The organism is Rummeliibacillus sp. SL167, from assembly GCF_007896505.1.
In the GTDB taxonomy this organism is placed as follows: domain Bacteria; phylum Bacillota; class Bacilli; order Bacillales_A; family Planococcaceae; genus Rummeliibacillus; species Rummeliibacillus suwonensis.
In genome coordinates this window covers 36,426-62,045 of record NZ_VCBM01000004.1, presented here as the reverse complement: position 1 = coordinate 62,045, position 25,620 = coordinate 36,426, and the positions used below count along the sequence as shown (strand labels likewise).

The 25,620-nt window shown below is 34.5% G+C and carries 30 protein-coding genes; 22 read left to right on the top strand and 8 right to left on the bottom strand.

Annotated elements, in window-relative coordinates; genetic code table 11:
- Positions 1–22: 22 nt before the first annotated feature.
- The 9 genes from sufB to FEZ13_RS15575 all read left to right on the top strand — a co-directional run bounded on the left by sufB (position 23) and on the right by FEZ13_RS15575 (position 8,811).
- Complete coding sequence (gene sufB / locus FEZ13_RS15615; protein ID WP_146553452.1) at positions 23–1,420, top strand: Fe-S cluster assembly protein SufB; 1,398 nt, start codon at positions 23–25, stop codon at positions 1,418–1,420.
- Positions 1,421–1,609: 189 nt separating this feature from the next.
- Entirely contained in the window at positions 1,610–1,978 is a 369-nt protein-coding gene (locus FEZ13_RS15610; RefSeq protein WP_146550746.1) for a VOC family protein, read from the top strand.
- Positions 1,979–2,269: 291 nt separating this feature from the next.
- Positions 2,270–3,124 (top strand): DUF72 domain-containing protein, encoded by an 855-nt coding sequence (locus FEZ13_RS15605; RefSeq protein ID WP_146553451.1) that lies wholly within the window; start codon positions 2,270–2,272, stop codon positions 3,122–3,124.
- A 2-nt stretch (positions 3,125–3,126) separates the two neighbouring features.
- Positions 3,127–3,951: a sulfite exporter TauE/SafE family protein gene (locus FEZ13_RS15600; RefSeq protein WP_146553450.1), complete on the top strand. Its 825-nt coding sequence runs from the start codon at positions 3,127–3,129 to the stop codon at positions 3,949–3,951.
- 18 nt (positions 3,952–3,969) lie between these two features.
- Entirely contained in the window at positions 3,970–5,346 is a 1,377-nt protein-coding gene (locus FEZ13_RS15595; RefSeq protein ID WP_146553449.1) for a bifunctional metallophosphatase/5'-nucleotidase, read from the top strand.
- A gap of 48 nt (positions 5,347–5,394) precedes the next feature.
- A complete protein-coding gene (locus tag FEZ13_RS15590; protein ID WP_146553448.1) occupies positions 5,395–6,489 on the top strand; it encodes an HD-GYP domain-containing protein in 1,095 nt (364 codons plus the stop codon).
- A 64-nt stretch (positions 6,490–6,553) separates the two neighbouring features.
- Positions 6,554–7,387 carry a sporulation protein YunB gene (gene yunB / locus FEZ13_RS15585; protein ID WP_146553649.1) on the top strand — a complete coding sequence of 278 codons (834 nt, stop codon included), beginning with the start codon at positions 6,554–6,556 and terminating at the stop codon, positions 7,385–7,387.
- Positions 7,388–7,496: 109 nt separating this feature from the next.
- Positions 7,497–8,414, top strand: a complete 918-nt coding sequence (lipA, locus tag FEZ13_RS15580) for a lipoyl synthase (RefSeq protein ID WP_146553447.1) — start codon at positions 7,497–7,499, stop codon at positions 8,412–8,414.
- 28 nt (positions 8,415–8,442) lie between these two features.
- Positions 8,443–8,811: a YutD family protein gene (locus FEZ13_RS15575; protein WP_146550740.1), complete on the top strand. Its 369-nt coding sequence runs from the start codon at positions 8,443–8,445 to the stop codon at positions 8,809–8,811.
- Positions 8,812–8,982: 171 nt separating this feature from the next.
- Here FEZ13_RS15575 and FEZ13_RS15570 read toward each other — a convergent pair whose 3' ends face one another.
- Positions 8,983–9,249: a DUF3055 domain-containing protein gene (locus tag FEZ13_RS15570; protein WP_146550739.1), complete on the bottom strand. Its 267-nt coding sequence runs from the start codon at positions 9,247–9,249 to the stop codon at positions 8,983–8,985.
- An 87-nt stretch (positions 9,250–9,336) separates the two neighbouring features.
- Here FEZ13_RS15570 and FEZ13_RS15565 point away from each other — a divergent pair, with 87 nt between their 5' ends.
- Together FEZ13_RS15565 and FEZ13_RS15560 are read left to right on the top strand one after the other, a co-directional pair.
- The gene (locus FEZ13_RS15565) at positions 9,337–9,783 is read left to right on the top strand and encodes a DUF86 domain-containing protein (protein ID WP_146550738.1); all 447 of its coding nucleotides are present in this window, start codon (positions 9,337–9,339) and stop codon (positions 9,781–9,783) included.
- A 2-nt stretch (positions 9,784–9,785) separates the two neighbouring features.
- Complete coding sequence (locus FEZ13_RS15560; RefSeq protein ID WP_146553446.1) at positions 9,786–10,550, top strand: TIGR01457 family HAD-type hydrolase; 765 nt, start codon at positions 9,786–9,788, stop codon at positions 10,548–10,550.
- Positions 10,551–10,659: 109 nt separating this feature from the next.
- Here FEZ13_RS15560 and FEZ13_RS15555 read toward each other — a convergent pair whose 3' ends face one another.
- Positions 10,660–10,896 (bottom strand): YuzB family protein, encoded by a 237-nt coding sequence (locus tag FEZ13_RS15555; RefSeq protein WP_146553445.1) that lies wholly within the window; start codon positions 10,894–10,896, stop codon positions 10,660–10,662.
- 183 nt (positions 10,897–11,079) lie between these two features.
- On the opposite strand from FEZ13_RS15555, the gene FEZ13_RS15550 reads away from it, so the two are divergent.
- The 3 genes from FEZ13_RS15550 (at position 11,080) to FEZ13_RS15540 (ending at position 13,253) form a co-directional block, all read left to right on the top strand.
- Positions 11,080–12,144 (top strand): NAD(P)/FAD-dependent oxidoreductase, encoded by a 1,065-nt coding sequence (locus FEZ13_RS15550; protein WP_146553444.1) that lies wholly within the window; start codon positions 11,080–11,082, stop codon positions 12,142–12,144.
- A gap of 201 nt (positions 12,145–12,345) precedes the next feature.
- Positions 12,346–12,645, top strand: coding sequence for an EndoU domain-containing protein (locus FEZ13_RS15545; protein WP_186725949.1), 300 nt, complete (start codon positions 12,346–12,348; stop codon positions 12,643–12,645).
- A 35-nt stretch (positions 12,646–12,680) separates the two neighbouring features.
- Positions 12,681–13,253 (top strand): hypothetical protein, encoded by a 573-nt coding sequence (locus tag FEZ13_RS15540; RefSeq protein ID WP_146553442.1) that lies wholly within the window; start codon positions 12,681–12,683, stop codon positions 13,251–13,253.
- 104 nt (positions 13,254–13,357) lie between these two features.
- On the opposite strand, the gene FEZ13_RS15535 is transcribed toward FEZ13_RS15540, so the two are convergent.
- The 4 genes from FEZ13_RS15535 to FEZ13_RS15520 all read right to left on the bottom strand — a co-directional run bounded on the left by FEZ13_RS15535 (position 13,358) and on the right by FEZ13_RS15520 (position 16,908).
- Positions 13,358–14,068: a hypothetical protein gene (locus FEZ13_RS15535; protein ID WP_146553441.1), complete on the bottom strand. Its 711-nt coding sequence runs from the start codon at positions 14,066–14,068 to the stop codon at positions 13,358–13,360.
- Complete coding sequence (locus FEZ13_RS15530) at positions 14,040–14,912, bottom strand: ATP-binding cassette domain-containing protein (protein ID WP_146553440.1); 873 nt, start codon at positions 14,910–14,912, stop codon at positions 14,040–14,042. The genes FEZ13_RS15535 and FEZ13_RS15530 overlap by 29 nt, the downstream gene beginning before the upstream one ends.
- A 16-nt stretch (positions 14,913–14,928) precedes the next feature.
- Positions 14,929–16,083: a hypothetical protein gene (locus FEZ13_RS15525; protein ID WP_146553439.1), complete on the bottom strand. Its 1,155-nt coding sequence runs from the start codon at positions 16,081–16,083 to the stop codon at positions 14,929–14,931.
- Between the two features lie 450 nt (positions 16,084–16,533).
- The gene (locus tag FEZ13_RS15520) at positions 16,534–16,908 is read right to left on the bottom strand and encodes a hypothetical protein (RefSeq protein ID WP_146553438.1); all 375 of its coding nucleotides are present in this window, start codon (positions 16,906–16,908) and stop codon (positions 16,534–16,536) included.
- 900 nt (positions 16,909–17,808) lie between these two features.
- Here FEZ13_RS15520 and FEZ13_RS15515 point away from each other — a divergent pair.
- The 4 genes from FEZ13_RS15515 to FEZ13_RS15500 all read left to right on the top strand — a co-directional run bounded on the left by FEZ13_RS15515 (position 17,809) and on the right by FEZ13_RS15500 (position 21,956).
- Positions 17,809–18,366 (top strand): hypothetical protein, encoded by a 558-nt coding sequence (locus FEZ13_RS15515; RefSeq protein WP_146553437.1) that lies wholly within the window; start codon positions 17,809–17,811, stop codon positions 18,364–18,366.
- A 1,007-nt stretch (positions 18,367–19,373) separates the two neighbouring features.
- A complete protein-coding gene (locus tag FEZ13_RS15510; RefSeq protein WP_146553436.1) occupies positions 19,374–20,360 on the top strand; it encodes an aliphatic sulfonate ABC transporter substrate-binding protein in 987 nt (328 codons plus the stop codon).
- A 12-nt stretch (positions 20,361–20,372) separates the two neighbouring features.
- Positions 20,373–21,218, top strand: a complete 846-nt coding sequence (locus tag FEZ13_RS15505) for an ABC transporter permease (RefSeq protein ID WP_255473219.1) — start codon at positions 20,373–20,375, stop codon at positions 21,216–21,218.
- Between the two features lie 3 nt (positions 21,219–21,221).
- Positions 21,222–21,956: an ABC transporter ATP-binding protein gene (locus tag FEZ13_RS15500; RefSeq protein ID WP_146550730.1), complete on the top strand. Its 735-nt coding sequence runs from the start codon at positions 21,222–21,224 to the stop codon at positions 21,954–21,956.
- Positions 21,957–22,003: 47 nt separating this feature from the next.
- Here FEZ13_RS15500 and FEZ13_RS15495 read toward each other — a convergent pair whose 3' ends face one another.
- Positions 22,004–22,330: a YuzD family protein gene (locus tag FEZ13_RS15495; protein WP_146550729.1), complete on the bottom strand. Its 327-nt coding sequence runs from the start codon at positions 22,328–22,330 to the stop codon at positions 22,004–22,006.
- Positions 22,331–22,411: 81 nt separating this feature from the next.
- On the opposite strand from FEZ13_RS15495, the gene FEZ13_RS15490 reads away from it, so the two are divergent.
- Positions 22,412–22,654, top strand: a complete 243-nt coding sequence (locus tag FEZ13_RS15490) for a NifU family protein (protein ID WP_146550728.1) — start codon at positions 22,412–22,414, stop codon at positions 22,652–22,654.
- A gap of 339 nt (positions 22,655–22,993) precedes the next feature.
- On the opposite strand, the gene FEZ13_RS15485 is transcribed toward FEZ13_RS15490, so the two are convergent.
- Positions 22,994–23,683, bottom strand: a complete 690-nt coding sequence (locus FEZ13_RS15485; protein WP_146553435.1) for a DUF2225 domain-containing protein — start codon at positions 23,681–23,683, stop codon at positions 22,994–22,996.
- A 144-nt stretch (positions 23,684–23,827) separates the two neighbouring features.
- On the opposite strand from FEZ13_RS15485, the gene FEZ13_RS15480 reads away from it, so the two are divergent.
- The 3 genes from FEZ13_RS15480 to FEZ13_RS15470 all read left to right on the top strand — a co-directional run bounded on the left by FEZ13_RS15480 (position 23,828) and on the right by FEZ13_RS15470 (position 25,587).
- Positions 23,828–24,190, top strand: coding sequence for a HesB/IscA family protein (locus FEZ13_RS15480; RefSeq protein ID WP_146550726.1), 363 nt, complete (start codon positions 23,828–23,830; stop codon positions 24,188–24,190).
- Between the two features lie 186 nt (positions 24,191–24,376).
- Positions 24,377–25,411 (top strand): tyrosine-type recombinase/integrase, encoded by a 1,035-nt coding sequence (locus tag FEZ13_RS15475; RefSeq protein WP_186725948.1) that lies wholly within the window; start codon positions 24,377–24,379, stop codon positions 25,409–25,411.
- A complete protein-coding gene (locus FEZ13_RS15470) occupies positions 25,408–25,587 on the top strand; it encodes a hypothetical protein (RefSeq protein ID WP_146553434.1) in 180 nt (59 codons plus the stop codon). Before FEZ13_RS15475 ends, FEZ13_RS15470 begins: the two co-directional genes overlap by 4 nt.
- The last annotated feature ends 33 nt before the right edge of the window (positions 25,588–25,620 follow it).

Below are 25,620 nucleotides of genomic sequence, written 5' to 3'. Positions count from 1 at the left end.
AATCTAGAATGGAGGAGAAAAAATGGCTAAAAAAATGCCTGAAATTGGCGATTACGAGTATGGCTTCCATGATAAAGACGTATCGATCTTTCGTACAGAACGTGGGTTGACTCCTGAAATCGTTAAAGAAATATCTAAAATGAAAAATGAGCCACAATGGATGCTGGATTTCCGTCTAAAATCATTAGACATATTCTATTCAAAACCTATGCCACAATGGGGTGGCGATTTATCTGGACTTAACTTTGATGAGATTACTTACTATGTAAAACCGTCTGAAGCAACTCAAAAGTCTTGGGATGAAGTGCCAGCAGAAATCAAAGCAACTTTCGATAAATTGGGTATTCCAGAAGCGGAACAAAAATATCTTGCTGGTGTGTCTGCTCAATATGAATCAGAAGTTGTTTACCATAACATGAAAGAGGACCTTGAAAAACTAGGCGTTATCTTTAAAGATACTGACTCCGCTCTTCGTGAAAATGAAGATATCTTCAAAGAATATTTTGGTAAAGCAATTCCGCCAAATGACAACAAATTCGCGGCCCTTAACTCAGCTGTTTGGTCTGGTGGATCATTCATCTATGTACCAAAGGGTATTGAACTTGAAACACCGTTACAAGCCTATTTCCGTATTAATTCTGAAAATATGGGGCAATTTGAACGTACTCTTATTATTGTTGATGAAGGTGCAAGCGTACACTATGTTGAAGGATGTACTGCACCAGTTTATACAACAAGCTCACTACACAGTGCAGTTGTAGAAATCTTCATCAAAAAAGATGCATATTGCCGTTACACAACGATTCAAAACTGGGCAAACAACGTTTATAATTTAGTTACAAAACGTGCAACATGTGAAGAACGCGCTACAATGGAATGGATAGATGGTAATATCGGTTCTAAATTGACGATGAAATACCCAGCTTGTATCTTGAAAGGTGAAGGCGCTCGCGGTATGACCTTATCTATCGCTATTGCTGGCCGTGGTCAAAACCAAGATACAGGTGCGAAAATGATTCACTTAGCACCTAATACCTCTTCAACCATTGTTTCTAAATCTATTTCAAAACATGGTGGTAACGTAACATATCGTGGTCAAGTGAAATTTGGTAAAAAAGCAACCAATGCACGTGCTAATGTTGAATGTGATACGTTGATTATGGATAACCAATCTACATCTGATACAGTTCCATACAACGAAGTCATGAATGACCAAATTGCTCTTGAACATGAAGCAAAAGTTTCAAAAGTGTCAGAAGAACAATTATTCTACTTGATGAGTCGCGGTGTTTCTGAACAAGAAGCAACCGAAATGATCGTCATGGGCTTCATCGAACCATTCACAAAAGAACTACCTATGGAATATGCTGTCGAAATGAATCGATTGATCAAATTCGAAATGGAGGAGGCTATTGGTTAGAAGCCATTCATTATTCCATTTTCCTAAAACCTGAAAATCATGAATTATGATTTTCGGGTTTTTTAGCATTTTTTATAAAAAATGTATATTAATCAATAAAAACATGTTATTATGAATTAGTTAAAAAATTGTTCTGATAATTCTCAGAACGAAGATGTGAACTCTTTATAATGAGGTGTAGCGTTTCTTATGCATTTACTATCATCTGTAAGTGTGCTGCTTGTTTCAGATATTGAATTGGCTAAATTCTTTTATCAAACTGTATTAAGTTGTGAGGAGATTGAAGGCATCTTTTTTCAGAAAGAATGTGGACTAGCTATCAAGTTAGTACAAGCAGAAAAAATCGAAGATGTCAAGCCTAATCGGAATTTGTGGAATGTTTTTAGTTATGTAGAGAGTGAAGAAAGATTAGATAAATTATTCCAAAAAGTAAAAAACAAAGGTGCTCTTTTCGCCTATTATCCGAAAATAAGAGAGATAGATGGTGAAAAGTTAAAAGAATTTGCGATTCGCGATTTGGATGGTTATTTAATCGGTTTTGGAACAGTGATTAATTGATAAGTTGGGATATACACGGCAATGTATTATTTGCAGTTATATCTCTTTTTTATTTGGTGCGCATAAATTTGAGGGATCTATATGAATGGCTAGTGCGTGTTAAATATAAATTTGGAATAGTATTCGAATCCATTTCATAAATCATTTTTCATCAAGATTGTGAGTTAGGAAATGGATTCATTCCTATTATTGAAAATCTTTCTTTTTTGAAACGATTTCAATGCAATACAATATAGTTCCTCCCCGTAGCTATGATATGATGGATGTACTTAACAAACAGGAGGGAGAATCATGATCTATATAGGATTGACAGGTTGGAGTGATCACCCAAGTCTATATCGTTCACCTTCAGCATCTAGAGATAAACTATTTGATTATAGTGGTCACTTTCCGATAGTTGAATTGGACACTTCTTTCTACTCCATCCCTTCCGTAGCCAATGTTCAGAAATGGATAACAGAAACCCCTGATCATTTTCAATTTGTGGTGAAAGCATATCAAGGAATGACAGGGCACTTGCGCGAGGAAAATCCCTATGAAAGTGCTAAAAAAATGTTCGAAGCTTTTAGAGAATCCATACATATATTTCAGGAGGCTGGAAAATTAGCGCTGGTACTTGTCCAATTTCCGCCGTGGTTTGACTGCCAGCAAAAGAATGTTCAGTATATCCGTTACATTAAACAGCAACTTGCAAATTTCCCTGTTGCTATTGAATTTCGAAATCGCACTTGGTATAGCGAGGATTTTATGGAAGGAACATTGAACTTTTTAAGAGAGCAGCAACTCTTTCATACAGTTTGCGATGAACCGCAGGCAGGAGAAGGGTCAGTGCCTTTAGTGCCAATTCCTACAGGAGACAGAGTTTTACTTCGAATTCATGGGCGAAATATACATGGTTGGCATAATCCTGGAAATAACGAACAATGGAGAAAGGTTCGATTTTTATATAATTACACAGATGAAGAACTAATAGGATTAAAGAAAGTGGTAGAAAAATTGCAAAACACAGCAAAAGAGGTCTATGTATTATTTAATAATAATTCAGATCATCATGCAGCAGGAAACGCAAAGACATTGCAGAAAATGCTTGGTATTGAGTATCAATATTTATCTCCAAAACAATTGGATTTATTTGAAGGAGATTAGTGATGGAATATATTTTACTAGCAGTCATTGGTGTTTGCTCAGGGGTAATTGGTGCACTTGTCGGTCTAGGAGGCGGTGCCATTCTAATTCCTGCTACATTATTTATCGGTACAACGCTTGGAATGATAGATGATTTAACACCACAAAAGGTTGTAGGTCTTTCTGTCATCATGATGATTGCAACTGGATTGGCGTCTACATTATCATATATGAAAGCAAAAATGGTTGATTATAAGAGTGGTTTTATCTTCTTTTTAGGGAGTGCGCCAGGAACAATTGTAGGTGCTTATATGAATAAGGGCATAGATTTGCCCTCTTTTAATCTATACTTTGGTATATTACTGATTATTTTAGCGATCATATTACTTGTTCGTGACCATATGAAACCAATCAATTGGTTTGTAGAACATGGTAAGAAACAACAATTTTATCATTCCAAAGACGATAAAGAGTATATATACGGTTATCCCATTTGGTTTGCTGTTTTACTGACGTTTCTTATTGGGATGGTATCCGGATTATTTGGAATTGGCGGAGGATCGATGCTTGTACCAGCTATGATCATTTTGTTTGCATTTCCACCACATGTTGCCGTTGCAACGGCTATGTTCATGGTATTTTTATCATCCATCGTCAATTCGATCAGCCATATTTATCTTGGACACGTACCTTGGTTATACACACTTCCAGTTGTACCGGGTGCTTATATTGGTGCAAAATTAGGTGCCGCTTTCAATAAAAGAATAAATTCAAATACCTTGGTATTTACATTACGAATTATATTATTGCTACTTGGAATACACTCTATTTACGAGGGATTGTTCTAAGCTTAGAGAGGTGTCTTCATGTTAGAAACAATTCATTTATATCATACAAATGATGTGCATAGCCATTTCGGTTATTGGCCACGAATTCAAAAATTATTGACTGAACGCAAAGAATGGCATAAAGAGGTAGGCGATAGTTGCTATATTTTTGATATCGGTGATTTTATGGACCGCTCACATGTATATACAGAGGCAACAGCTGGTAAGGGGAATATACAGATGTTGAATGACGCGCAATATGATGCAGTCACGATTGGTAACAATGAGGGAATTACATTATCTAAAGCCGATTTGAATGAGTTGTATCATGATGCGAAGTTTGATGTGATTGTGGGAAATTTAAAAACTGAAAATAAAAATCCTGAATGGGCAAAGCCGTTCAAAATATATACAACAGCACAAGGTACAAAAATAGGTGTTATTGCTGCAACTGCAGAATTTCGGACATATTACGAACCACTGGGGTGGACAATTGAAGAGCCATTATCTGTACTAAAAAATGTGGTAAAGGAAATCCATCCTTTCGTAGACATATTGCTTTGCATGTCACATTTAGGTATTCATATGGATGAGCAGCTAGCCATACAATGTCCTGAAATAGATGTCATCTTTGGATCTCATACACATCATGTTTTATATGAAGGCAAATTGGTGGGAGATACATTGTTAACGGGTGGTGGAAAATTTGGATTCTTTGTAGGTCATACGGAGATTCAATTTGATGATCAAACCAATAAAATCGTTTCTAAAAAGACTGAATTGTATAGAACTTCTGATCTGCCTCCTGTTGATGAAGAAGAAAAATTGGAATCAGAATTATTTCAAAAAGGGAAGATGCTTTTAAGTCATCCAGTATTTGAAGCAGATCACTATTTAAATAAAGAATGGTATCATCACTCTGCGCTATCTCGCTTTTTTGCTAAAGGATTGTTGCAGTTTTCGAAAGCGGATTGTGCGATGTTCAATGCGGGTATCTTTTTAAAAGATATTCCTAAGGGTACAGTCACAGCATTCGATGTTCATCAATGCTTGCCACATCCGATTAATGCTTGTGTGATCGAATTGACAGGTAAAGAGCTTAAAGAAACATTAGAACTTGCCCAGCAATCCATTGAGTGGCCGAGAAATGAGGTAAAAGGATTAGGATTTAGAGGTGTAGTTCTTGGTAAAATTTTGACATACGGTTGTTCCCTTAATTCAGCAGGAGAATTGATTATTAATGGTGAGAAAGCCAGTAATGTAAAAGTTTACAAGTTAGTGACGCTAGATATGTTTACGTTCGGTTATTTCTTTCCAGAGTTTAAAAATTTACCAAAAACATACTTGTTACCACAATTTTTACGTGATATTCTGATGTCATATGGAAAACTTTATAATAAAAATGATAATCATTAAATTCATCCTTTAGGCATTTTGATTCTTAAACGGATTGGGGAAAAAGTTATGCGGTTGATTTCAACGAAAGTATTACAGATAGATATGGTGATTGGCAGGACAATCTGGAACGAAGCTAGTAGACCATTACTACAAAAAGGTGTAAAAGTAACAGAGCAGATTATCCAGAGATTGCAAGACCTGAGTGTGCAATATGTATATATCGATGATAGTATTTCAACAGATATTGAAATTAAAGAAGTGATGCCTAGAGCGGTGCGCCAACATGCAATCGATCGGATAGTATCATCTTTTAACGAGCTAAAAAAACTTAAGGGAAAAGATATTACTTATTGCTTAGATCAGCAGTCTAAACATTTTGTTGCGATTATTGATGATCTGCTGGATAATATTACAAGTAACCATGAAATTTTAACGGTATTAAGTGACGCTTTTCTTTATGACGATTATATTTACCAACATTCACTACAAGTTGCCATTTACTCTATCGCGATTGCGAAGGAAATGCATTATAATGCCGTTGAAATCCGCCAAATCGGTATTGGTGCAATCCTTCATGATGTAGGAAAGATGATGATTCCTCAAGAAATTCTAAAAAAACCTGGTCGGTTGACAAATGAGGAATATGAAATCATGAAATTACATACCAAATACGGTTTTGATGTTTTGAGAAATTTACATACTATTTCACTATTGTCTGCGCATTGTGCTTTTCAGCATCATGAGCGATTAGATGGTAGTGGTTACCCTAGAGGACTACTTGATTTTGAAATTCATCCATATGCCAAAATTATTGCTGTAGCAGATGTATTTGATGCAGTCACTTCTAATCGTGTATATCGTAAAAAAATGCTTCCTTCAGATGGAATGGAGATTATTAAAGAAGGAAGCGGTACATTATATGACGAGAAGGTCGTAAATGCTCTTAAACGTTGTGTAAGTTATTATCCTAATGGTACTGTTGTATTATTATCAGATGGACGTAGAGGGATTGTTTGTAAGCAAAATAAAGAAAATACAGAGAGACCTTGGGTTCGAATATTTGAAGAAAACGGTGAATTGCTAAAGGCTACCTATGAAATATTCTTAGCGGATGAAATAGATATATCAGTCGAAAAAGTTGAAGTCGAATACTTAACTTAGCGCCAGTCGAATAATGACGCTCTCCTAATCATATAAATGATTAGGAGGTATCTTTTTGCGATTAATGAAAAAAAGAAAGTCACTATTTAAAAGATCAAAATTATTGCCTGTCTTTTTGGTTGGTCTTTTCAGCTGTGTTCTATTGCTTTTTTATTTCATTAATATTCAACTCAAGCCAACCCTTATGCAGTATGCAGAAGTTGAAACCAATAAAATAGCCTCTTATGTGATCAGGCAAGCAATCAATTCTCGTACAACCAATGTTCTTGATAGCAATGAGGTAATAGAGAGTGTAGGCGATGGAGAAAGCCAAAGCTTGGTGGATACAAAGTTGAATACGGAAATCATTAATCGAATTATGGCTGAAACCCAAACGCTTGTACAATCACATTTAGAAGAAGCAGAAAGAGGCAATCTAGACCATCTTCCGAAATATGGAGACATTGAATATGATGTAGATACCATGCAGCAAGATGGGGGAATCGTTTTTTATGTACCAATTGGTCTGGCCACAGGTATGCCACTACTTGGAAATTTAGGCCCCAAGATTCCGATTCGTTTTCATGTTATTGGCAATGTACAAATTAATGTAGAAGAGGATATTCACGAGTTTGGTATTAATAATGCTGCGGTCAAATATAGTGTACTTACAACTGTGAATGTGCAAATAATCGTACCTTTTGATAGTAAATCGGCGAAAGTTGAACAAAAAATCCCTGTAGCTATAACCTTATTAAAGGGAAATGTTCCATATATTTATTCTAGTGATGCTTCATCCACTCAGCCATCAATCGAAGTCCCATTGCCAGCGACACCACCTAATTCCTCAACCACATCACCGGAGACACCTCAATCACAAACACCATCATCTCAGACACCATCATCAGATAATAATTAGGATATATGCCATTTGTGAGTAACCCAAGGTTGAGAGAAAACCTTGAATATGTTAAATTGACAACAGTAGGGGATTTACTCATTTACCTAATTGATAGGAGTGACTTATCGTGACATCACGTAAACCAACAAAAGAAGAATATATTCGAAAACCAGATTGGCTAAAAATTAAACTCAATACAAGCGAAGAATATAAAGGTTTAAAAAAATTAATGCGCGACAAAAATTTACATACGGTTTGTGAGGAAGCAAAATGTCCAAATATTCACGAATGTTGGGGTGCACGTCGTACAGCCACTTTTATGATTTTGGGGAATGTATGTACACGTGCATGCCGCTTTTGTGCAGTTAAAACAGGTCTTCCAACCGAACTTGATCTAGCAGAACCCGAACGTGTGGCTGATTCGGTACAACTGATGAATCTAAAACATGTTGTAATTACTGTTGTAGCACGTGATGATCTAAAAGATGGTGGCGCAAGTGTATTAGCAGAGACTGTTCGCGCGATTCGTCGTAAAAGTCCATTTACATCCGTTGAAGTTTTACCTTCTGATATGGGAGGAGTCAAAGAAAATCTACAAATCTTAATGGATGCAAAGCCAGATATTTTGAATCATAATATAGAAACAGTACGCAGGTTAACGCCAAGAGTCCGTGCACGTGCAACATATGATCGTTCTTTAGAATTTTTGCGCCGTGCAAAAGAAATGCAGCCAGATGTTCCGACAAAATCATCCTTAATGATTGGCCTTGGCGAAACAGAAGAAGAAATTATTGAAGTAATGGATGACTTACGCGCAAATAATGTAGATATTATGACGATTGGTCAGTACCTACAACCAACGAAAAAACATTTACAAGTGAAAAAATATTATTCTCCATTGGAATTTGGCAAACTTCGTAAAATAGCAATGTCTAAGGGTTTTAGTCATTGTGAAGCAGGTCCATTAGTTCGTAGTAGTTATCATGCAGACGAACAGGTGAATGAAGCAGCTAAACACAAGCAAGTGTATTGGGAAAATGCGTAATCACCAATAACAGATGGATGGTGATCAAATGATTATTGCAGATCAATCAATGTATGAAATCATTGAGAATGTAAAAGATGGATTTAAAAATGAAGATTTCAACAATCGGTTTAGCGATATTTTATCTAAATATGATTATATCGTTGGGGACTGGGGATATGGTCAGCTTCGTTTAAAAGGCTTCTATGAAGATAAAAATCAAAAAGCCACTTTTGATACAAAGATTAGCACATTACAGGACTATCTATATGAGTATTGCAACTTTGGCTGTTCCTATTTTGTATTGAAGAAAGTGGGAAAAGCAACTGTGAGCGATGTTCCCTCGGTGAGTATGGCAGAAAATAAGGTTGAAGAAGAGAACGTTTCTTGGATAGATGAGTCGGAAAATTTGATGTAAAAAGTATTTCAACTAAATAATTAGAATATCCTAAAACATCGAGTAGGGCTTCAAGTTGCCTCCACTCGATGTTTTTATATGGATGAAGGAGTTTTTCCTCTTTGTTATAATCACGATTTCTGAGTCAAAAGTGTGATCAATCGGAATAGAAAGAGAGAATATAGACATTACTCATCCAAGTAATTCATACAAATATTCTCTTATCTCCTGTGCTTCCTCAGGTGGTCGTTTGTAGACCTCTTCTAAATAACCTGGCTCATCTAAATCATCTGTTCCTATAATTGCAAAACGATTATGTTGCATATCTAAAACAAGCACTTTTCCATAAAAGCGTGCACTTTGTATAACAGCTAAATCATAACGTTGGTTTTCACCCATAAAACTGACGAATCTTGCCTTATTTTCTTCTAGCTCATCATATAAGAAAAATCTATCCATTATTCATAACCCCTTCCGATTCTAAAGTTATGGTACTATAGAGGAGAATAAAGTATCAACCTTTTCAATTCGAATGGAGGAAACAAAATGTATTTTGTTGATCGAAAAAAAATTATCAATAATCTTGAATATATGGATTCTCTTATGAATACTTTTCAACAAACAGAGGATTGGTTAATAGATGATGTGCATAAATTAGCTGCAGAACGTATTGCAAATATATTAATAGAAGCCATTATAGATGTCGGCAATTCAATGATTGATGGATTCATTATGCGTGATCCTGGCAGCTATGAGGATATTATCGATATTTTAGTGGATGAAAAAGTAATTACAACTGAAATGGATCGCCCATTAAAAACCTTGATTGGCCTTCGCCGCGGTCTTGTACGCGATATTTTAGAAGTGAACGATGAGGAAGTAGTCGATGTTTTAAATACTCATTTAACGACTATTCAAGAATTTTCTCCTTGTGTCAAAAATTATTTAGTCAACGAGTTGGGACCTGTTTCTGCATTTCTCCCTGAGGAATAATCATGAGGAAGTATAAAGCATACTGCTTCGATCTCGATGGGACCGTGTATAAAGGTTTGAAACCTGTACCCGAAGCAAAAGAATTTATTGATTACTTGCAGCAGCAAGGGACCGAGCCCTTCTTTGTAACGAATAATGCAAAGATGACTAGTATCCAAGTACAGAGTAAATTGCATAAAATGGGGATCGAAGCAAAGAGCGATCATATTATGACTTCTGCGATTGCTACCGCAAGATACGTTTCCGAACACTTTGACCATAAGAACGTCAAAGTTCTAGGTGACGATGGACTAAGACAAGCGCTATCTGAAGTAGGGATGAAAATTGTCGACCATAACCCAGACGTTCTAGTGCAAGGGATGAATACAGAGATAACGTATCAAATGTTAGCGGATGCCTGTTACGCTATTGAAAATGGAGCAGCATTCGTTGCAACGAACGGTGACTTAAAGTTTCCAACCGAGTATGGATTTGCACCCGGCAATGGGGCAATGGCGGAGCTGATCCATAATGTAACAGATATTGCCCCGATCTATATAGGCAAGCCAGCACCCTATATGCTTGAAATCATTCAGCAACAATTCCATTTACAAAAAGAAGAAATGCTCATGATAGGTGACAACTATGATACCGATATTCTTGCAGGGATTCATTATGGAATCGATACATTACATGTCAATACAGGTGTTACACGTACAAAGGAAGTTCTAGCAAAAGATAGACCACCAACATATACGATAGACTCCTTACGAGAATGGATAGAATGATATCGGACCATCTGAAAAATAAAATCAGCCTATGAAGAAAATAGAGCACAGCATGCTAGCTGAAAAGCATGCTGTGCTCTTTGCCTTGTAGTAGCTTTATCTTCTATTCTTAGAACAAAGGATTTTCTTCTATGAATTGATAAATTTTTTTCGTTAATTCCTCTGGCGTATCGGCCTCAACAAATTCTCCATTGACGAGTGCATATAATTTTTCAGAGCATCTAGAACAATAGCTTAAACAACCATATTCTAATACATCTATATTAGGGTCCCTTTCTAGCACTTCTAATGCATCTTGGGAGCCGTTAGCCAAGTTGCTGACGCAAAATTCAACAAGTGGATTCATCAAACGTCACCTCACCCTTCGAATGCTACTATTATTTTTTTTATTCGTCAATTCTTCTACTTAGATGAACTTTCTACTTGATTTGTGAAATTTATCACAAACATATTGTGAAAGTTCTCACAATCAGCTATACTCATTAATGAAAGAATGATTGTGACAAAATTGTTAATAAGGGAGATTATGATGAGACGATTAGTATTATTAGGTGGTGGTTATGGTAATATGCGTATTTTACTTCGCTTATTGCCAGATAATTTTCCAGAAGATGTACAAATTACGCTCGTGGATCGTACACCATTCCATAGTTTGAAAACAGAATTTTATGCATTGGCTGCTGGAACGACACCTGAAAAAGAAATTCGAGTTAGTTTTCCTGAAAATGAAAAACTTTCAACCGTATATGGGGAAATTACCAAAATTGATTTAGAAAATAAAGTAATTCTCCTCGATAACGGCACAAAGGTTGAATATGATGATTTGGTCATTGGACTTGGATGTGAAGACAATTATCATGGAGTACCAGGCGCAAAAGAGTTCTCTTATGGTATCCAAACAATGGCGAACTCACGAATTACTTACAATGGATTAGCAGGCCTACCTTCAGGCTCAACTGTTGGCATAGTAGGTGCAGGGTTAAGCGGGATCGAATTGGCAAGTGAATTACGGGAAAGTCGAGCCGATTTAAAGATCAAGCTATTTGACCGTGGACCGCGTATTTTAAAAGATTTTCCAGAACGCTTGAGTAAATACGTTAAGAAATGGTTTGACAATCACGATGTTGAAGTCATCGCAGAATCGAATATCACAAAAGTAGAAGAGTATGTCCTTTATAATCACGAAGAAAAAATTGAATTGGATGCGGTCGTTTGGACTGCGGGTATTCAACCAGTACAAGTTGTACGAGATACAGGGCTAGAGTTAGATCATGGGCGAGTTGCCATCACTCAATATATGAATGTTCCAAATGACGAACATGTCTATGTTGTGGGAGATTGCGCAGCATCCCAATTCGGTCCGAGTGCACAGCTTGCTGAAGAACAAGCAGAGCTCATTGTCAAAGTCTTAAAATTACGTTGGAGCGATCAACCACTACCGGAAAAGATGCCAGAGATCAAGTTAAAAGGCTTTATGGGGGCCCTTGGTAAAAAACAAGGATTCGTCTATTTAGCAGATACAACTGTCACTGGAAGAATCGCACGCTTGATGAAATCCGGGCTACTGTGGATGTACAAACGCCACAACGGGTAAACGATGGCTAGAAACGTTGATGTATCAATGTTTCTAGCCTGTTTTTTATGAATCCATTTCCTTTCACAACGGTCTCTTGAAATCTGCCTCTTCCAAATAGATAGGCTATTTCCCTCAATCCTCGCACGTTTTAAACATCTTTTTTTGAATTAAATATTCGTATAAAATAGTTCAAAATCGATTACACTTTCTAAAAATAAATTGACTCATATTTTACAACAACATCATCCTAAATATTGGAATGGTATAGGTAAAACAGAATATTCTTTTTTTGATCCAGATTTATCAATCAAAACCATCCAAAATTATATAAAACAAACAATTAACAACAATCAAAAAGTAATTTCAAAAAATCTAAAATACAAAGTTGATATTTCTGTTACGAAAAAAATAAATAAAGTCACTTATCGAATAGTTTTAAATTCCAATGGAACAAATAAAAAGGGATCGGTAACAACATTTTATCCAGTATCTTCTAAGAAAAAAGAAAATAAACAATAATTATAATTAAAGTTTTTATTAGGGAGGATAAAAATATGAAAAATATTACATTTGAAACTTATTATATTAATCCGTTTTATGAGGATAATGATGATGAATATATAAATTGTGTAAATTATGTAAATTGTAGAGATGATAAAGAATTTCAAATTTATAATGAATTGTATTATAGTTATTCTGGATATGTTCCTGGTACAATTAATTTTTGTATCGATGAAAAAATATTTTCAAAACCAATCGAGACTGTAAATTTACATATGACGTGGCGTTCCTACACCTATTTATTAAAACGAGAGAAAAACTTTAAAAAGTTTTATATCGCCTATGATTGTCCATTTGTAGAAACTTATTTTGAAAAACATCCAACAGAAAAGATGCTACGCTTTGTCTATAATGATCAAAAGACAGAGTATTTTTCAATTGAAGCAATCAAACAAGCTATTGTAAAAGGCTTTATGGAATTTATGTCACATACAAATAGAAATGTAGAAAGTTTAAAATACATGGATCAAGAAGATGATGATGAAATAACAGAGGAAATTTTAGAGGCAAATGAAATATATGAAAAGATGCTTAGTGATAGTAAGAAAGGAAAACCATTGTATTAAATAGTGTAGAAAATCCTAGAAAATGTTTCTTATTTCTAGGACTTTTCTAAAAAAATGATGATCAATTTCATCATTGGTAAGATCCTATTCTGCCGCGTGTCTGTCTATCTGATACGTCGATTGCGACAAGCAAGATATAGAAAAACAATGGAAAGAACGACCAAAATCAGTCTATTTGCCAAATAATATGTAAGAGAAGTATTGTAAAGAAAATTATTGGTATTTGCCCCTAGTGAAAAGATCTTAAATAATCGAGCATCTGATAGCAAATCTCCTATAAAATAAGTTAAAGTCATGAAAAGACCAAAATAAGCGTTTTTTGTTAAGGAAATCATACACAATAAAAAAGAAGAAAGAAAAAGAATATTTGGGATGAATCGAATACTTAGCCCAATATCTGTTAGATTCAGAAATCCCATATTACGATAGTAAAACAATCCAATGATGAATGATCCTAAACAAAAAATCAATGTATAAATCCAATAACGAATAAACATCAAATCATTGAATTTCCGTTTATTTAAAAACATATAAAACTGATACGTATAATTTTTGTAATCATTATAAAAAACAAGAAAAATAACAAGAGCCGATAATAATGGAATCGTATAATCGAATAATTGATCGACACTTTTTAACGCTATTTGCTCTTTTATCGAAGAAAGATATCCTGAAATCGCAGGATTCAAGAGTGAATAGATGAAAATAATCAGTAAAATCGATAGGGTTAATTTAATCTTAGCTCCTTTTATATCGTATATTTTAAAATAATGCTCTCTCACTGTTTTATTTCTTTTGAAAATAGATATAAGCATTTTCTAATGAGATCTCCTTTTCTGGATGATTCACGACATGTTCCTCATCCTTTTGAATATATCGAATGCGGATTTTATCTGAACTCATTCTTTTTTGTTCAATAATGGTGAATTGATTTTTTAATTGTACAAATTGATCTAGTGTGACTTCCATTGAATGAATATGCTGTTTACTTTCTGCTATTATGTCATCGATGGAACCGTCATAGCCGATATGTCGATCTTTCAATATGAGAATTTTATGACTGAATAACTCGACATCTTCAATAATATGAGTTGAAATAAGGGTAATAGCATGATGACTGATTTCAAAAAGATAATTTCGAAACTCTGCCCGTTGCTCAGGATCTAATCCAACAGTAGGCTCATCAATAATGATCAGGGACGGTTTTCCTAGGACGGCCTGCGCAATCCCTAGTCTTCTTTTATACCCACCTGAATAACTTTTGAATTTTTTATGGATGACAGCTGCTAGATTAAATTTTTCGATGACTTCATCGATCTCAATTTTTTTGGTATGATGATCGAACCCTTTTGTATCGTAAACATGTGACAAAAAGTCATACCCCGTAATGTTATCGTAAATATCGAATTGCTGTGGTAAGTAACCTACTAAATGAATTGGATATTCCTTGGCGTGTGCTAAATCAATGTCATTTAAGTGGATTTTCCCTGTTTCCCCTTGTTTTAATCCTGTTAAAATATTGAGTAAAGTCGTTTTTCCGGCACCATTATTCCCTAATAATGCGATAATTCCATCACTACAAGTAAACGATACATCCTGTAAAATTGTATTTTTTCCATATGAAAAGGATAGATTTTCAACAACTAATTGATTTGTCATCATAACACTCCTCCGTCTAAAAATTTAATCCATTTACAAAGAGCGTATCATTGTTCAAAAAAACGTATCGCTCATATCCAGGCCAAAAACCAACAATGACCTTTTGATAGTTTTCAGCTTTTATGTTCGCAAGCTCCTCTTTTGGATATTCTTTCTTTGAAAGAGATTGCAGCATGTCATCTAGATTTTCAGTGAATCGATGAAAATCAGTTACTTTCGGAATGATATACGCTTTGCCGTTATGATTGATTTTTTTATATTCTCCTGCAACAAAAGAAATAGAATTAGTAGTCCCTTCATAAAGGCTAGATGTTTTTTGTTGTAAATTTGTATAAAGCGGTATTGAGCTTTTCGTTTTAATGGTAAATTGACTTTTTCCTATTGTGGGAACAGTTGGATACCAATAGAAGATATTCCCTGGTAGATTGATTGCCTGTTTTGTGACATAAAAAGTAGGAGCTCCTACATCATTATTCATAAATAAGTGACCATCATAGAGGATATCAATTTTCACCTCATCACCCTTTTTTTGGAAAGTATGAAGGATAAGTTTATGGTTAGTGAATGAATAGGAAACAGGTAAATGATTGATCGTTATTTTTTTTATATGAAACACCTGATCCAATAATAAGACAATATGGTCGATGTTGTTTTCTATTTTTAGATGAAGGGTTGCTTGATTTTTAAAATTTTTTGAAAAATCAATATCCATATCATAAGAAATGATTTTATATGATTGTGCTTTCACATCTGGATATTGAGAAGTAAAAATTTGCTCGGATGTCTTCAAATAGTTGGCATTCAAACCTATTATTCCAATACATCCTAATCCAATAGCTAAATAGAGGAATCGCTTTTTGGTTTGACGATAAAACCCTACAAAACTGATGAATAGAAAAATCAATAATACAATGAATAGTTTGTCAAGTACATAGGGAACATTAAAGATGACACCTAATATGTTATTGGATACGATTCTAATATTGTCATCATAAATATTGAACATTTTTTGAATGGCATTGTTTTCATCGCTCATAGATCGCCATATAAAAATACTATAACTAACAATTGCTATTGGTAATGCCCATATATTCTTTAGTATGCTACCTATAGTGGTCCCCATTGTTGCAGATAGCAAATTTGTTAAAATCCATAAGACTGAGAAATGCAAGATTCCTCTCATCATGATATAAAAATTCGAATCATTACTTTGAAAGCAAACAATAAATAGGATAGGAATGAATAAAAGAACTATATTTATCCAAAACGAGGCTAATAAAATCGTATATTGCTTTTTCAATGGATTTCGTTCTAAATAATTATGTATCTCAAAATCTTTATTCGTAGTGGTAGTGGTTGTAATTAGGAAAAATAGATTAACAATAATAAAACCATAATAAAAATGTTTTACAAAATCAAAGATCGAAGTGCTGAACGCTTCTTTTGTGAAAAAAAGCATAACTATTAAAAATGGGATAAGAAAAAGAAAAAGCGGATTTTTTAGCAAAACTTTTGAGTAATAGAAAGTGGATTTTAGCATGGCTAACTCCTCTCTTAATTACACGATGAAAAGAAGAATCTTTCCATCGTGCTACTGTATCAATTTATAGACATTAAATAGTTAGTCAGTAATTTTTAAATTCGCACTAGAATTTGAAGAGTTACCATACCAACGAATATAGTAGGATTGATTGTTACCAGAACTATTGGTAGCATTAGCATGGAAAGAAGTTTTTCCAGTGGCTCCTTTTTTTATAGAAAAATTTGCTACTGCTTCATCTGGAAAGTAAGGAATTATTCTCATGGCATAGGCGTTTCCTGTTCCATAGGTACCGGTTCCTTTTAAGTATCTTGTTCCATTTCCTAATACTTTGTATCCGCTTTCTGCATTTGTACCAGAAAGTGATTTAGAAATATAAGTTGTTGCTTCAGCTGAAACAGAAGCTCCTAATACCGCTATGGAAAGACCAAAAGTTAATATTTTTTTGAAAGACATGATGAAACCCTCCTATTATTATAAAATTTATTACAGTAATATTTAAAAATATTAGCAAAATTATATATGCATGCCTATATAATTTCAAAAATTACAATGTAATTACAATTATTACTGCAAATTAATGGTAACATTATTATTTTTAAGGGTCAATCAATAATTTACAAATTATGTATATGCTATCTATTTAATAATTAAAATTATTGGTATTTTGATTTTTATATTAAATAAATGCAATATTTTGTTATTTTTGAATATGATTTTGCTAATTCGTTAAAATTAATATGAAATTTATATTTTAAAAGTGTAATTTTTAAATATTTTATCAGACGTATTGATTATCCAATTATATCCATAGAAATATTAGGTATTCGTTGATTTCCGCTACGGCTTGCTCGCTTTCCTGCGGGCGAACGCTGAGCCGCTTCCTTCGCTTGCGCTCCGTGCAGGGTCTCATCTATTCGCTTTTCCCGAGGGATAGCGTACATTAACATTGTTATTTATTTAAACAAATGGAAATATCAAACTAGTTCGCACTCTATCTTGGCCAAGAAAAAATTTTTTTACACGAAAAAACTCTAGCAAACGTTGATATAACAACATTTTAAGAGGGAGTCGAGCAAGCCTTCGCTGTAATCAACGAATTACCCTATTTTTATGGATTAAATGGGATAATCAACACGCCTGCTATCAATAAAAACTATAAAGAATTATATTAAACAAACCATTAATGCAAATTCCAAGAAAATTAATAAAAGGCTGAAGTATGGGGAGAATATTGAGGTGTATAAAAAAATTCATGGAATCACATATAAACTTATTTTAATGCCTACAAAAAATCATAAATCCGCAACAATCACTACATTTTATCCTGTATCTAAAAAATAGGAGTGAATATATTTGATGAAAGTTTATTTTAAAACATTGGTATACAATCCATTTCCAAAGAATGATGATGATTTTGAATTACTTGATTTAGCTACTGATCGACATTTCGAAATATATAATGAAAGTTATTATAGAGATGCTGGGTTTATTAGAGGAATGGTTGATTTATATATTGATGATGGCTTGTTTGTCAATCATATTTATACAGATAATATCCATTTGACATGGCTATCTTATTTAAAAAGCGTTTTAGGGGAGATGCACCCTAAAAAATCATTTATTGCATATGATGGTGAAATGGTATCTACATATCTAGAAAGAGATTCTAATGGAGAAAATTTAAGATTAATTTATGGAAATCACAAAACAACCTGGATTCCATCGAATCAACTAAAACAAGCTATTGTAAAAGGCTTTATGGAATTTATGTCACATACAAATAGAGATGTAGAAAGTTTAAAATACATGGATCAAGAAGATGATGATGAAATAACAGAGGAAATTTTAGAGGCAAATGAAATATATGAAAAGATGCTTAGTGATAGTAAGAAAGGAAAACCATTGTATTAAATAGTGTAGAAAATCCTAGAAAATGTTTCTTATTTCTAGGACTTTTCTAAAAAAATGATGATCAATTTCATCATTGGTAAGATCCTATTCTGCCGCGTGTCTGTCTATCTGATACGTCGATTGCGACAAGCAAGATATAGAAAAACAATGGAAAGAACGACCAAAATCAGTCTATTTGCCAAATAATATGTAAGAGAAGTATTGTAAAGAAAATTATTGGTATTTGCCCCTAGTGAAAAGATCTTAAATAATCGAGCATCTGATAGCAAATCTCCTATAAAATAAGTTAAAGTCATGAAAAGACCAAAATAAGCGTTTTTTGTTAAGGAAATCATACACAATAAAAAAGAAGAAAGAAAAAGAATATTTGGGATGAATCGAATACTTAGCCCAATATCTGTTAGATTCAGAAATCCCATATTACGATAGTAAAACAATCCAATGATGAATGATCCTAAACAAAAAATCAATGTATAAATCCAATAACGAATAAACATCAAATCATTGAATTTCCGTTTATAAGAGAAATGAATGAAAGAAAAAGAGAATGAGAAGATGAAGATTGTAATAGGATTTGTTTACGTAAATAATATTTGAATACATATTACTTCTATTTCTAATCAAGTGTGTCGATCAGGCAGAAATCAGGAGATATATTTAACATAATCTATAAAAAACCATGTATTTTTAGCTCCATTTATGTAAATTGCAGCGAAGGCTTGCCCGCAGGAAAACGAGTAAGCCATAGCGGAAATCAGCGAATACACTATATATTTATGGACAAAATTGGATAATCAATACATCTGATTTCTAATCTGTTAAATATTCAAAGACATTCAGAATATAATGTTCTGGATGTTTTTTAATTTAGATAAAATAGAATAATGCTTTAAAACTAATAATGCATAGTTGACAAATAAGAATTGTAATAATAACATTATGGGTACATTATAAAAATGAAAAATTCGAATTTTACAGAAAATTTGTGATTTATTTGGAGGTTTAGTATGAAGAAAACGAATATTTTATTATTAACATTCATATTGCTAGTTGTTGGGGTATTACAGGCATGTGGTAATGGCAAAGCGGCTAAAAATGAGGAATTAAAAACAGTGCGTTTAGATTATGCCTATTATTCTCCGACTAGTTTAGTATTAAAGAAATTTGGCTGGTTAGAAGAAGAATTTAAAAAAGACAATGTAAAAGTAGAGTGGACATTAAGTCAAGGAAGTAATAAGGCATTAGAATTTTTAACAAGTAACAGTATTGATTTTGGTTCAGCCGCAGGGGCAGCAACATTAATAACCAAATCCAAAGAGGTACCGATTCAAAATATATATGTTTTATCACAACCGGAATGGACGGCATTGGCTACATTAGATAAATCGATCAAAACCGTTAAGGACTTAAAAGGAAAAAAAGTAGCAGCAACATATGGGACAGATCCTTATATTTTCTTGTTACGTGCATTAAATGAAGTAGGTTTGACGGAAAAAGATATTCAATATATAAATCTACAACATAATGACGGTTATCAAGCCTTAGTAAAAGGGGACGTTGTAGCTTGGGCGGGACTTGATCCGATCATGGCAACTGCGGAGCAAGAAGCCCATGCTAGGTTATTTTATCGAAATACAGCATTCAACACATACAATTTTTTAAATGTACGAGAAGAATTTAAAAAAGCACACCCAAAAGCGGTGGAGAAAGTTATCCAGGCATATGAAAAGGCACGCAAATGGATTCAAGAGAATCCGGATGAGGCGGCAGAAATCATAGCGAAAGAGGCGAAAATTGATTTAAATACAGCAAAGATCCAACTAAAACGTACTAATTTTGACCATCCGATTCCGGGAGAGGATCAAGTGAACGCGTTAAATGCAGCTGGAGAAGTGCTACAAAAATCGAAAGTGATCAAGCCAGATGTCGATGTGAAAAGAACAACGGATGATCTGATTGATCCATCTTTAGCGAAAAAAATAATTCAGCAATAGGGAGGAATTTAGATGGCGAAAAAAATGGTCGAGCTTTCACAATCAATCGCATATGAGGATGAAACGCCTACAAAAAAGAAAAAATCAAATCGAAAAGTCACCCAAATTGCATTAAGCTTATTGCTCCCTGTTCTTTTGTTAGTTTTATGGATTTTTGTAACAGCGACAGGAAGAGTGTCATCTTATCAACTTCCATCTCCATTAGCGGTTATTGAAACAATTCAAGGATTGGCGGTAGATGGGACACTTTGGGGACACTTAGGGATAACTGTATATCGAGTATTTGTAGGTTCATTTATCGGTACGGTGCTGGCTGTGGTGCTTGGTTCGATTGTCGGTTTTTACCGTAAGGCTGAGCGTATTTTTGATCCGATGATTCAGGCATTTAAATCAATTCCATCTCTTGCATGGGTTCCATTATTTATCCTCTGGATGGGAATCGGAGAGCCTTCCAAAATTAGCTTGATTGCAGTCGGTGTATTCTTTCCAGTGTATTTAAACGTTGTCAGCGGCATTTTAAATGTGGATCGTAAACTAATAGAAGTTGGAAAGGTTGCGGGTTTTAGCCATTATGAGCTGGTTAGGCGTATTATTTTACCAGCAAGCCTCCCCTCCTTTTTTACAGGTCTTCGAAGCGGCTTAGGGTTAGGATGGATGTTCGTCGTTGCTGCCGAATTAATGGGGGCAAGCAAGGGGTTAGGTTATCTCTTGGTGATTGGGCAAAACTCATCCGCTCCTGATTTGATCATTGGCAGTATTATCTTGTTCGCTATTGTTGGAAAATTAACAGATTGGCTTATTAAACTTGTTGAAGATCGTGTATTGAAATGGCGAGATAATAGTGTGATAGGAGGCTAATAAATGGTACTAGAGGTTAAACGATTATCGCGTATATTCGATAATCAAAACGGGGTAAAAAACGTATCTTTTTATGCGAATGAAGGCGAGACGATTGGCTTAATTGGTAAAAGTGGATCTGGAAAAAGTACGATATTACGTACAATTGCGGGGCTTGATAAAGATTATAATGGCGATATTGTCATTGCAGGTGATAAGATCAATGGACCACATCCAGAGGTAGGGGTTGTCTTTCAGGAAGCCCGATTATTCCCATGGTTAACTGTTTTAGAGAATGTCACCTTTACTTTAAAGGGAGATCCAAAAGGTAATAATGAGTTAGCCAAAAAATTATTGAAGCAAGTAGGGCTTAGTGGAGCTGAAAATTTATATGTAAAGGAATTATCAGGTGGTATGGCTCAGCGTGTTTCTATCGCACGAGCAGTTGCGGCAAAACCTGGATTATTATTAATGGATGAGCCATTTAGTGCCCTAGACGCCTTCACCAAAATGCAGCTACAAGATTTGATGCTCGATATTTGGCAAGAGGAAAAAGTGACGACTGTTATTGTTACACATGATATTGATGAGGCACTTTACTTGTGTGACCGCATCATCTTGTTATCTGGAAAACCTGGCGAGGTGGAACGTGAATTTGTTATCGATGAGCCTCGACCAAGGGACAGGGCTAGCGAGGAATTAGCAAGTATGAAAAAGAAGATTTTGCAAACTCTACAAATTGAAGCAGTTCGAGTATAGTTTGATAAAATAGAGTTGTGATGAATCAATAAAAGGGCTTCCACCGTTTAAACGGATTGGAAGCCAAGCTTTTCAAGTTCTGTATAAATTGGTTTTAGCTGTATATACCCTTCTCCTATCACCTGATTATTAATCAATACGAGGGGATAAAAAAATTCATCATTCAAGATTCGTTGTGCCCATTTCGCATGGTGCTCATTCTCAATTGGTTGCTCAATATCGATATAAGTGATATTGTAAGGCGTGTTTGGATATTTTCGGTCAATTGCGGCTTGAAGCCATTCATAAGTATCTTTTGAAGATGGTGCATTCACACAGCTTGCACAGTGCACATTGGCTCCGTATATTTCGATTGACACGGAATTACTTGCCATGATCGATCAACCTCCGCATTCTATAATGGATTTTTTATCTTATAGACATTATAATAATTTTAAGGAAAGGAGTCGATAAGTATGACAGAATCTGTTTCAGATATGAAAGCCCAAGTACAAGAAGTATTAGATAAATTACGCCCATTTCTTCTTCGTGATGGAGGGGATTGCCATTTAGTAGATGTAGAAGATGGTGTTGTGAAATTACGTTTGTTAGGCGCATGTGGTAGCTGCCCAAGTTCAACCATTACTTTAAAAGCAGGTATTGAACGTGCACTTTTAGAAGAAGTACCAGGTGTTGTGGAAGTAGAACAAGTTTTTTAATACAATCGAATGGGCTGACCAAAAATTGTGTAAAGCAATTGGAAGGTACAGCCTTTTTTTATCCCGCGTTAACAGGCAGTAAGCCCCCAACTTCAAGGTTTAGAGAAAAACGAGAAAGATAGACGGGGGACCAACTGCCCGTAAAAGCCCGATTGGTTCAGCTAACCAGCAGTGGGGGATGAAGAAAACCCTCATTGATGGAAGCTTCTCTTTATCCAACGATTCTTTTGTCCTTTATACTTATAAAGATTCTGATTGTTTCAATGAATACACAGTGAGGGAGGAAAAAACGATCACTGTGTAAAATGCCTCTTTATAGTTATAAAAATGCTAGAGTCCCTATTCTTCGGTGCGTTCTTTTTCATCTCGCATTTGTTGCCACTGTTCTTTTGCCATTTCGATGATTTTTACTTCATTTGAATTTCGTTGCATTTCAATGACTTTTGAGAAATAGCGTATGGCTTGATCACGCTCATTGATTCGGCGAGACAACTCGGCAATTAGGTAAATAACTCGGATTTCTGTCATGGAAGTTCCCTTATAATCTTCCACAGAGTAGGAGTCAATATATTGATTTCGCGAAATCTCCATAAACCGCTTTTCTTGTTCTTCATCGCCAATGGATCGATATAACCATGCTGTGCGAAGTGCAAGTCCAGCTAAGGTAATATGTTTTTCTTTTTTTATATTTCCACATACAAGTCCTAGTTTATAGGCTTGTAGTGCATCAGAAATGGTTCGTTCCCCTGAGAAATCGTGTGTTTTCCAATGTGAAGATATTTTTTCATCGATTTTTTCTTTTATTCCCGGAGCAAAATATTTCGAAAAGTCTTCTGTGAATGAAAAGCCGCAATGTTCACAAACGAAGACATTATAAAGCAAAGGATTCACATCGTTTTCATAGATTGGATGAAAGTCGCTCTCTGTTTCTTTGATTTTAACAAAATTCGATCTTACTTTCATAGATTTGAACTTTTTCTTACAATGTATACAGTCAATTTGCTTCTCATAGTAGGGAGAAACTTCCATAAAATTAACCCCGTTTCCTATAATGATTATAGGAAAATTATATCATATAGAGTTGAGAATAAAATTGATTTTTTTGTGAGGATTTGTTGTTTTACGCAACATTAAAAAATTTGTTATGATGGATATAGGAAAGAGGTGACTCGGATGACACAAGTTGTTGATATTACAGAAGCTGCAGCATTTCATATTCAAGAAATGATGCGTAACAATGGAGAAGAAGGTTCTTATTTACGTGTTGGCATAAAAGGTGGCGGTTGTAGCGGCCTTTCATATGCGATGGTCTTTGATCATGAAAAACAAGAAGATGATGAGGTTTTTGAAGAACATGGTTTACAAATTGTCGTATCAAGCGAAGATGCCCCCATTCTTCAAGGAACTAAAATTGACTTTAAACAATCTCTAATGGGTGGCGGCTTCACCATTGACAATCCGAATGCCATTGCCTCATGTGGATGTGGAAGCTCTTTTAGGACAGCGAAGAATGCTGGTACACCAGAAGAATGCTGATGAGCAAGTGAGTAAAATAAGTTTGGAATGTCAATAGATAGGATTATAAATTACAAGGAAAAATGTGAATGTACACAACCCTGAAAATGTATAATAACAACCCTAAAAGTTGTGAAATTGGATTGTGTTCTACCTCTTTAATTCGTAAATGTTCGTTAAAACATTATGAATTGAGGAGGTTTTTTTGTGGTCTTAAAAAAGAGAAAGCGTACTCCAATAGGCAAAATGTCTAACCAAAAGGTATATCCAAAATTAACATTTGAACAAGCTATCGACTTAGTTGTATCAGGTAAGAGTGCAGAAGGGTTAAGAGAACGCACATTGAGAGATTATCGTAAGGATTGGGGTTATTTCGTTAAATGGTTAAATGAAAACTATGAGATTGAAACAGTTGATGAATTATCACCACAGATATTTAGAGATTACATTAATTATTGTAAGTATGATGCCCCAAAATATGATGGACATAAATACATTAAAGGAGATAAAGGGATAGGGTTATCAGATACAACAATCAATATTCGATTAAGAGTATATAGAGCAATGTTCAACTTCCTTGAACGTGAGGAATTAATTGCATTTAATCCTATGCAGAATGTTCGTTTATTAAAGCAAGATATTGACCTTACAAACTGTTTAACTGATGAAGAAGTGAGGGATGTATTTAAACAACCGAACTTGCGTGATTATGTAGGATTTCGTGATTATGTTGCAATGACTTTACTTTTAGATTGTGGATTAAGAGCAGGGGAATTACTTAGCTTGAGAATTACTGATGTAGATTTTCAAACTAGATTTATTACACTAGGCGGAGATAAGAATAAAAATAGAAAACCTAGATATGTTCCTCTTTCTGCTCATTCAATTAAATTACTCTTACAACTAATTGAAGAAAATAAAAAGCATTTTACAACTGATCGAATTTTCTTATCTCAATGGGGAGAGCCATTAGGTCAGAATCATTTTAATAAACGATTAAAGTATTATGCTGAAAAAGCAGGAATTGAAGGTAAGAAAGTTACTGCTCACGTCTATAGACATACATGGGCAAGAAAAATGACATTAAATGGATGTGATGCTTTTACACTTCAAAAAATGGGTGGGTGGTCTGATATACGTACAATGCGAAGATATATACAAATGGATACAGATGATTTAAGAAAATCACATGATACTTTTTCTCCCGTAAACACTTTATACAAAGGTGGTAACAAAAAATGAAATCATATACATCATATTCAATTAGTTCTTTTTCTTCTGTTTGCGACTGTCAGATGATTTTAGACGAACTTAAACATGATTTACAAGAAGTATCACTATCACAAGAACAATTACAAGCTATTGCAACAATATTAGATAACAAAAAAGTAGAAGTTGAAGAACGCTATAAAAAATAAGCAAATAAAAAGAGGGTTAAGTGATTACAGTCA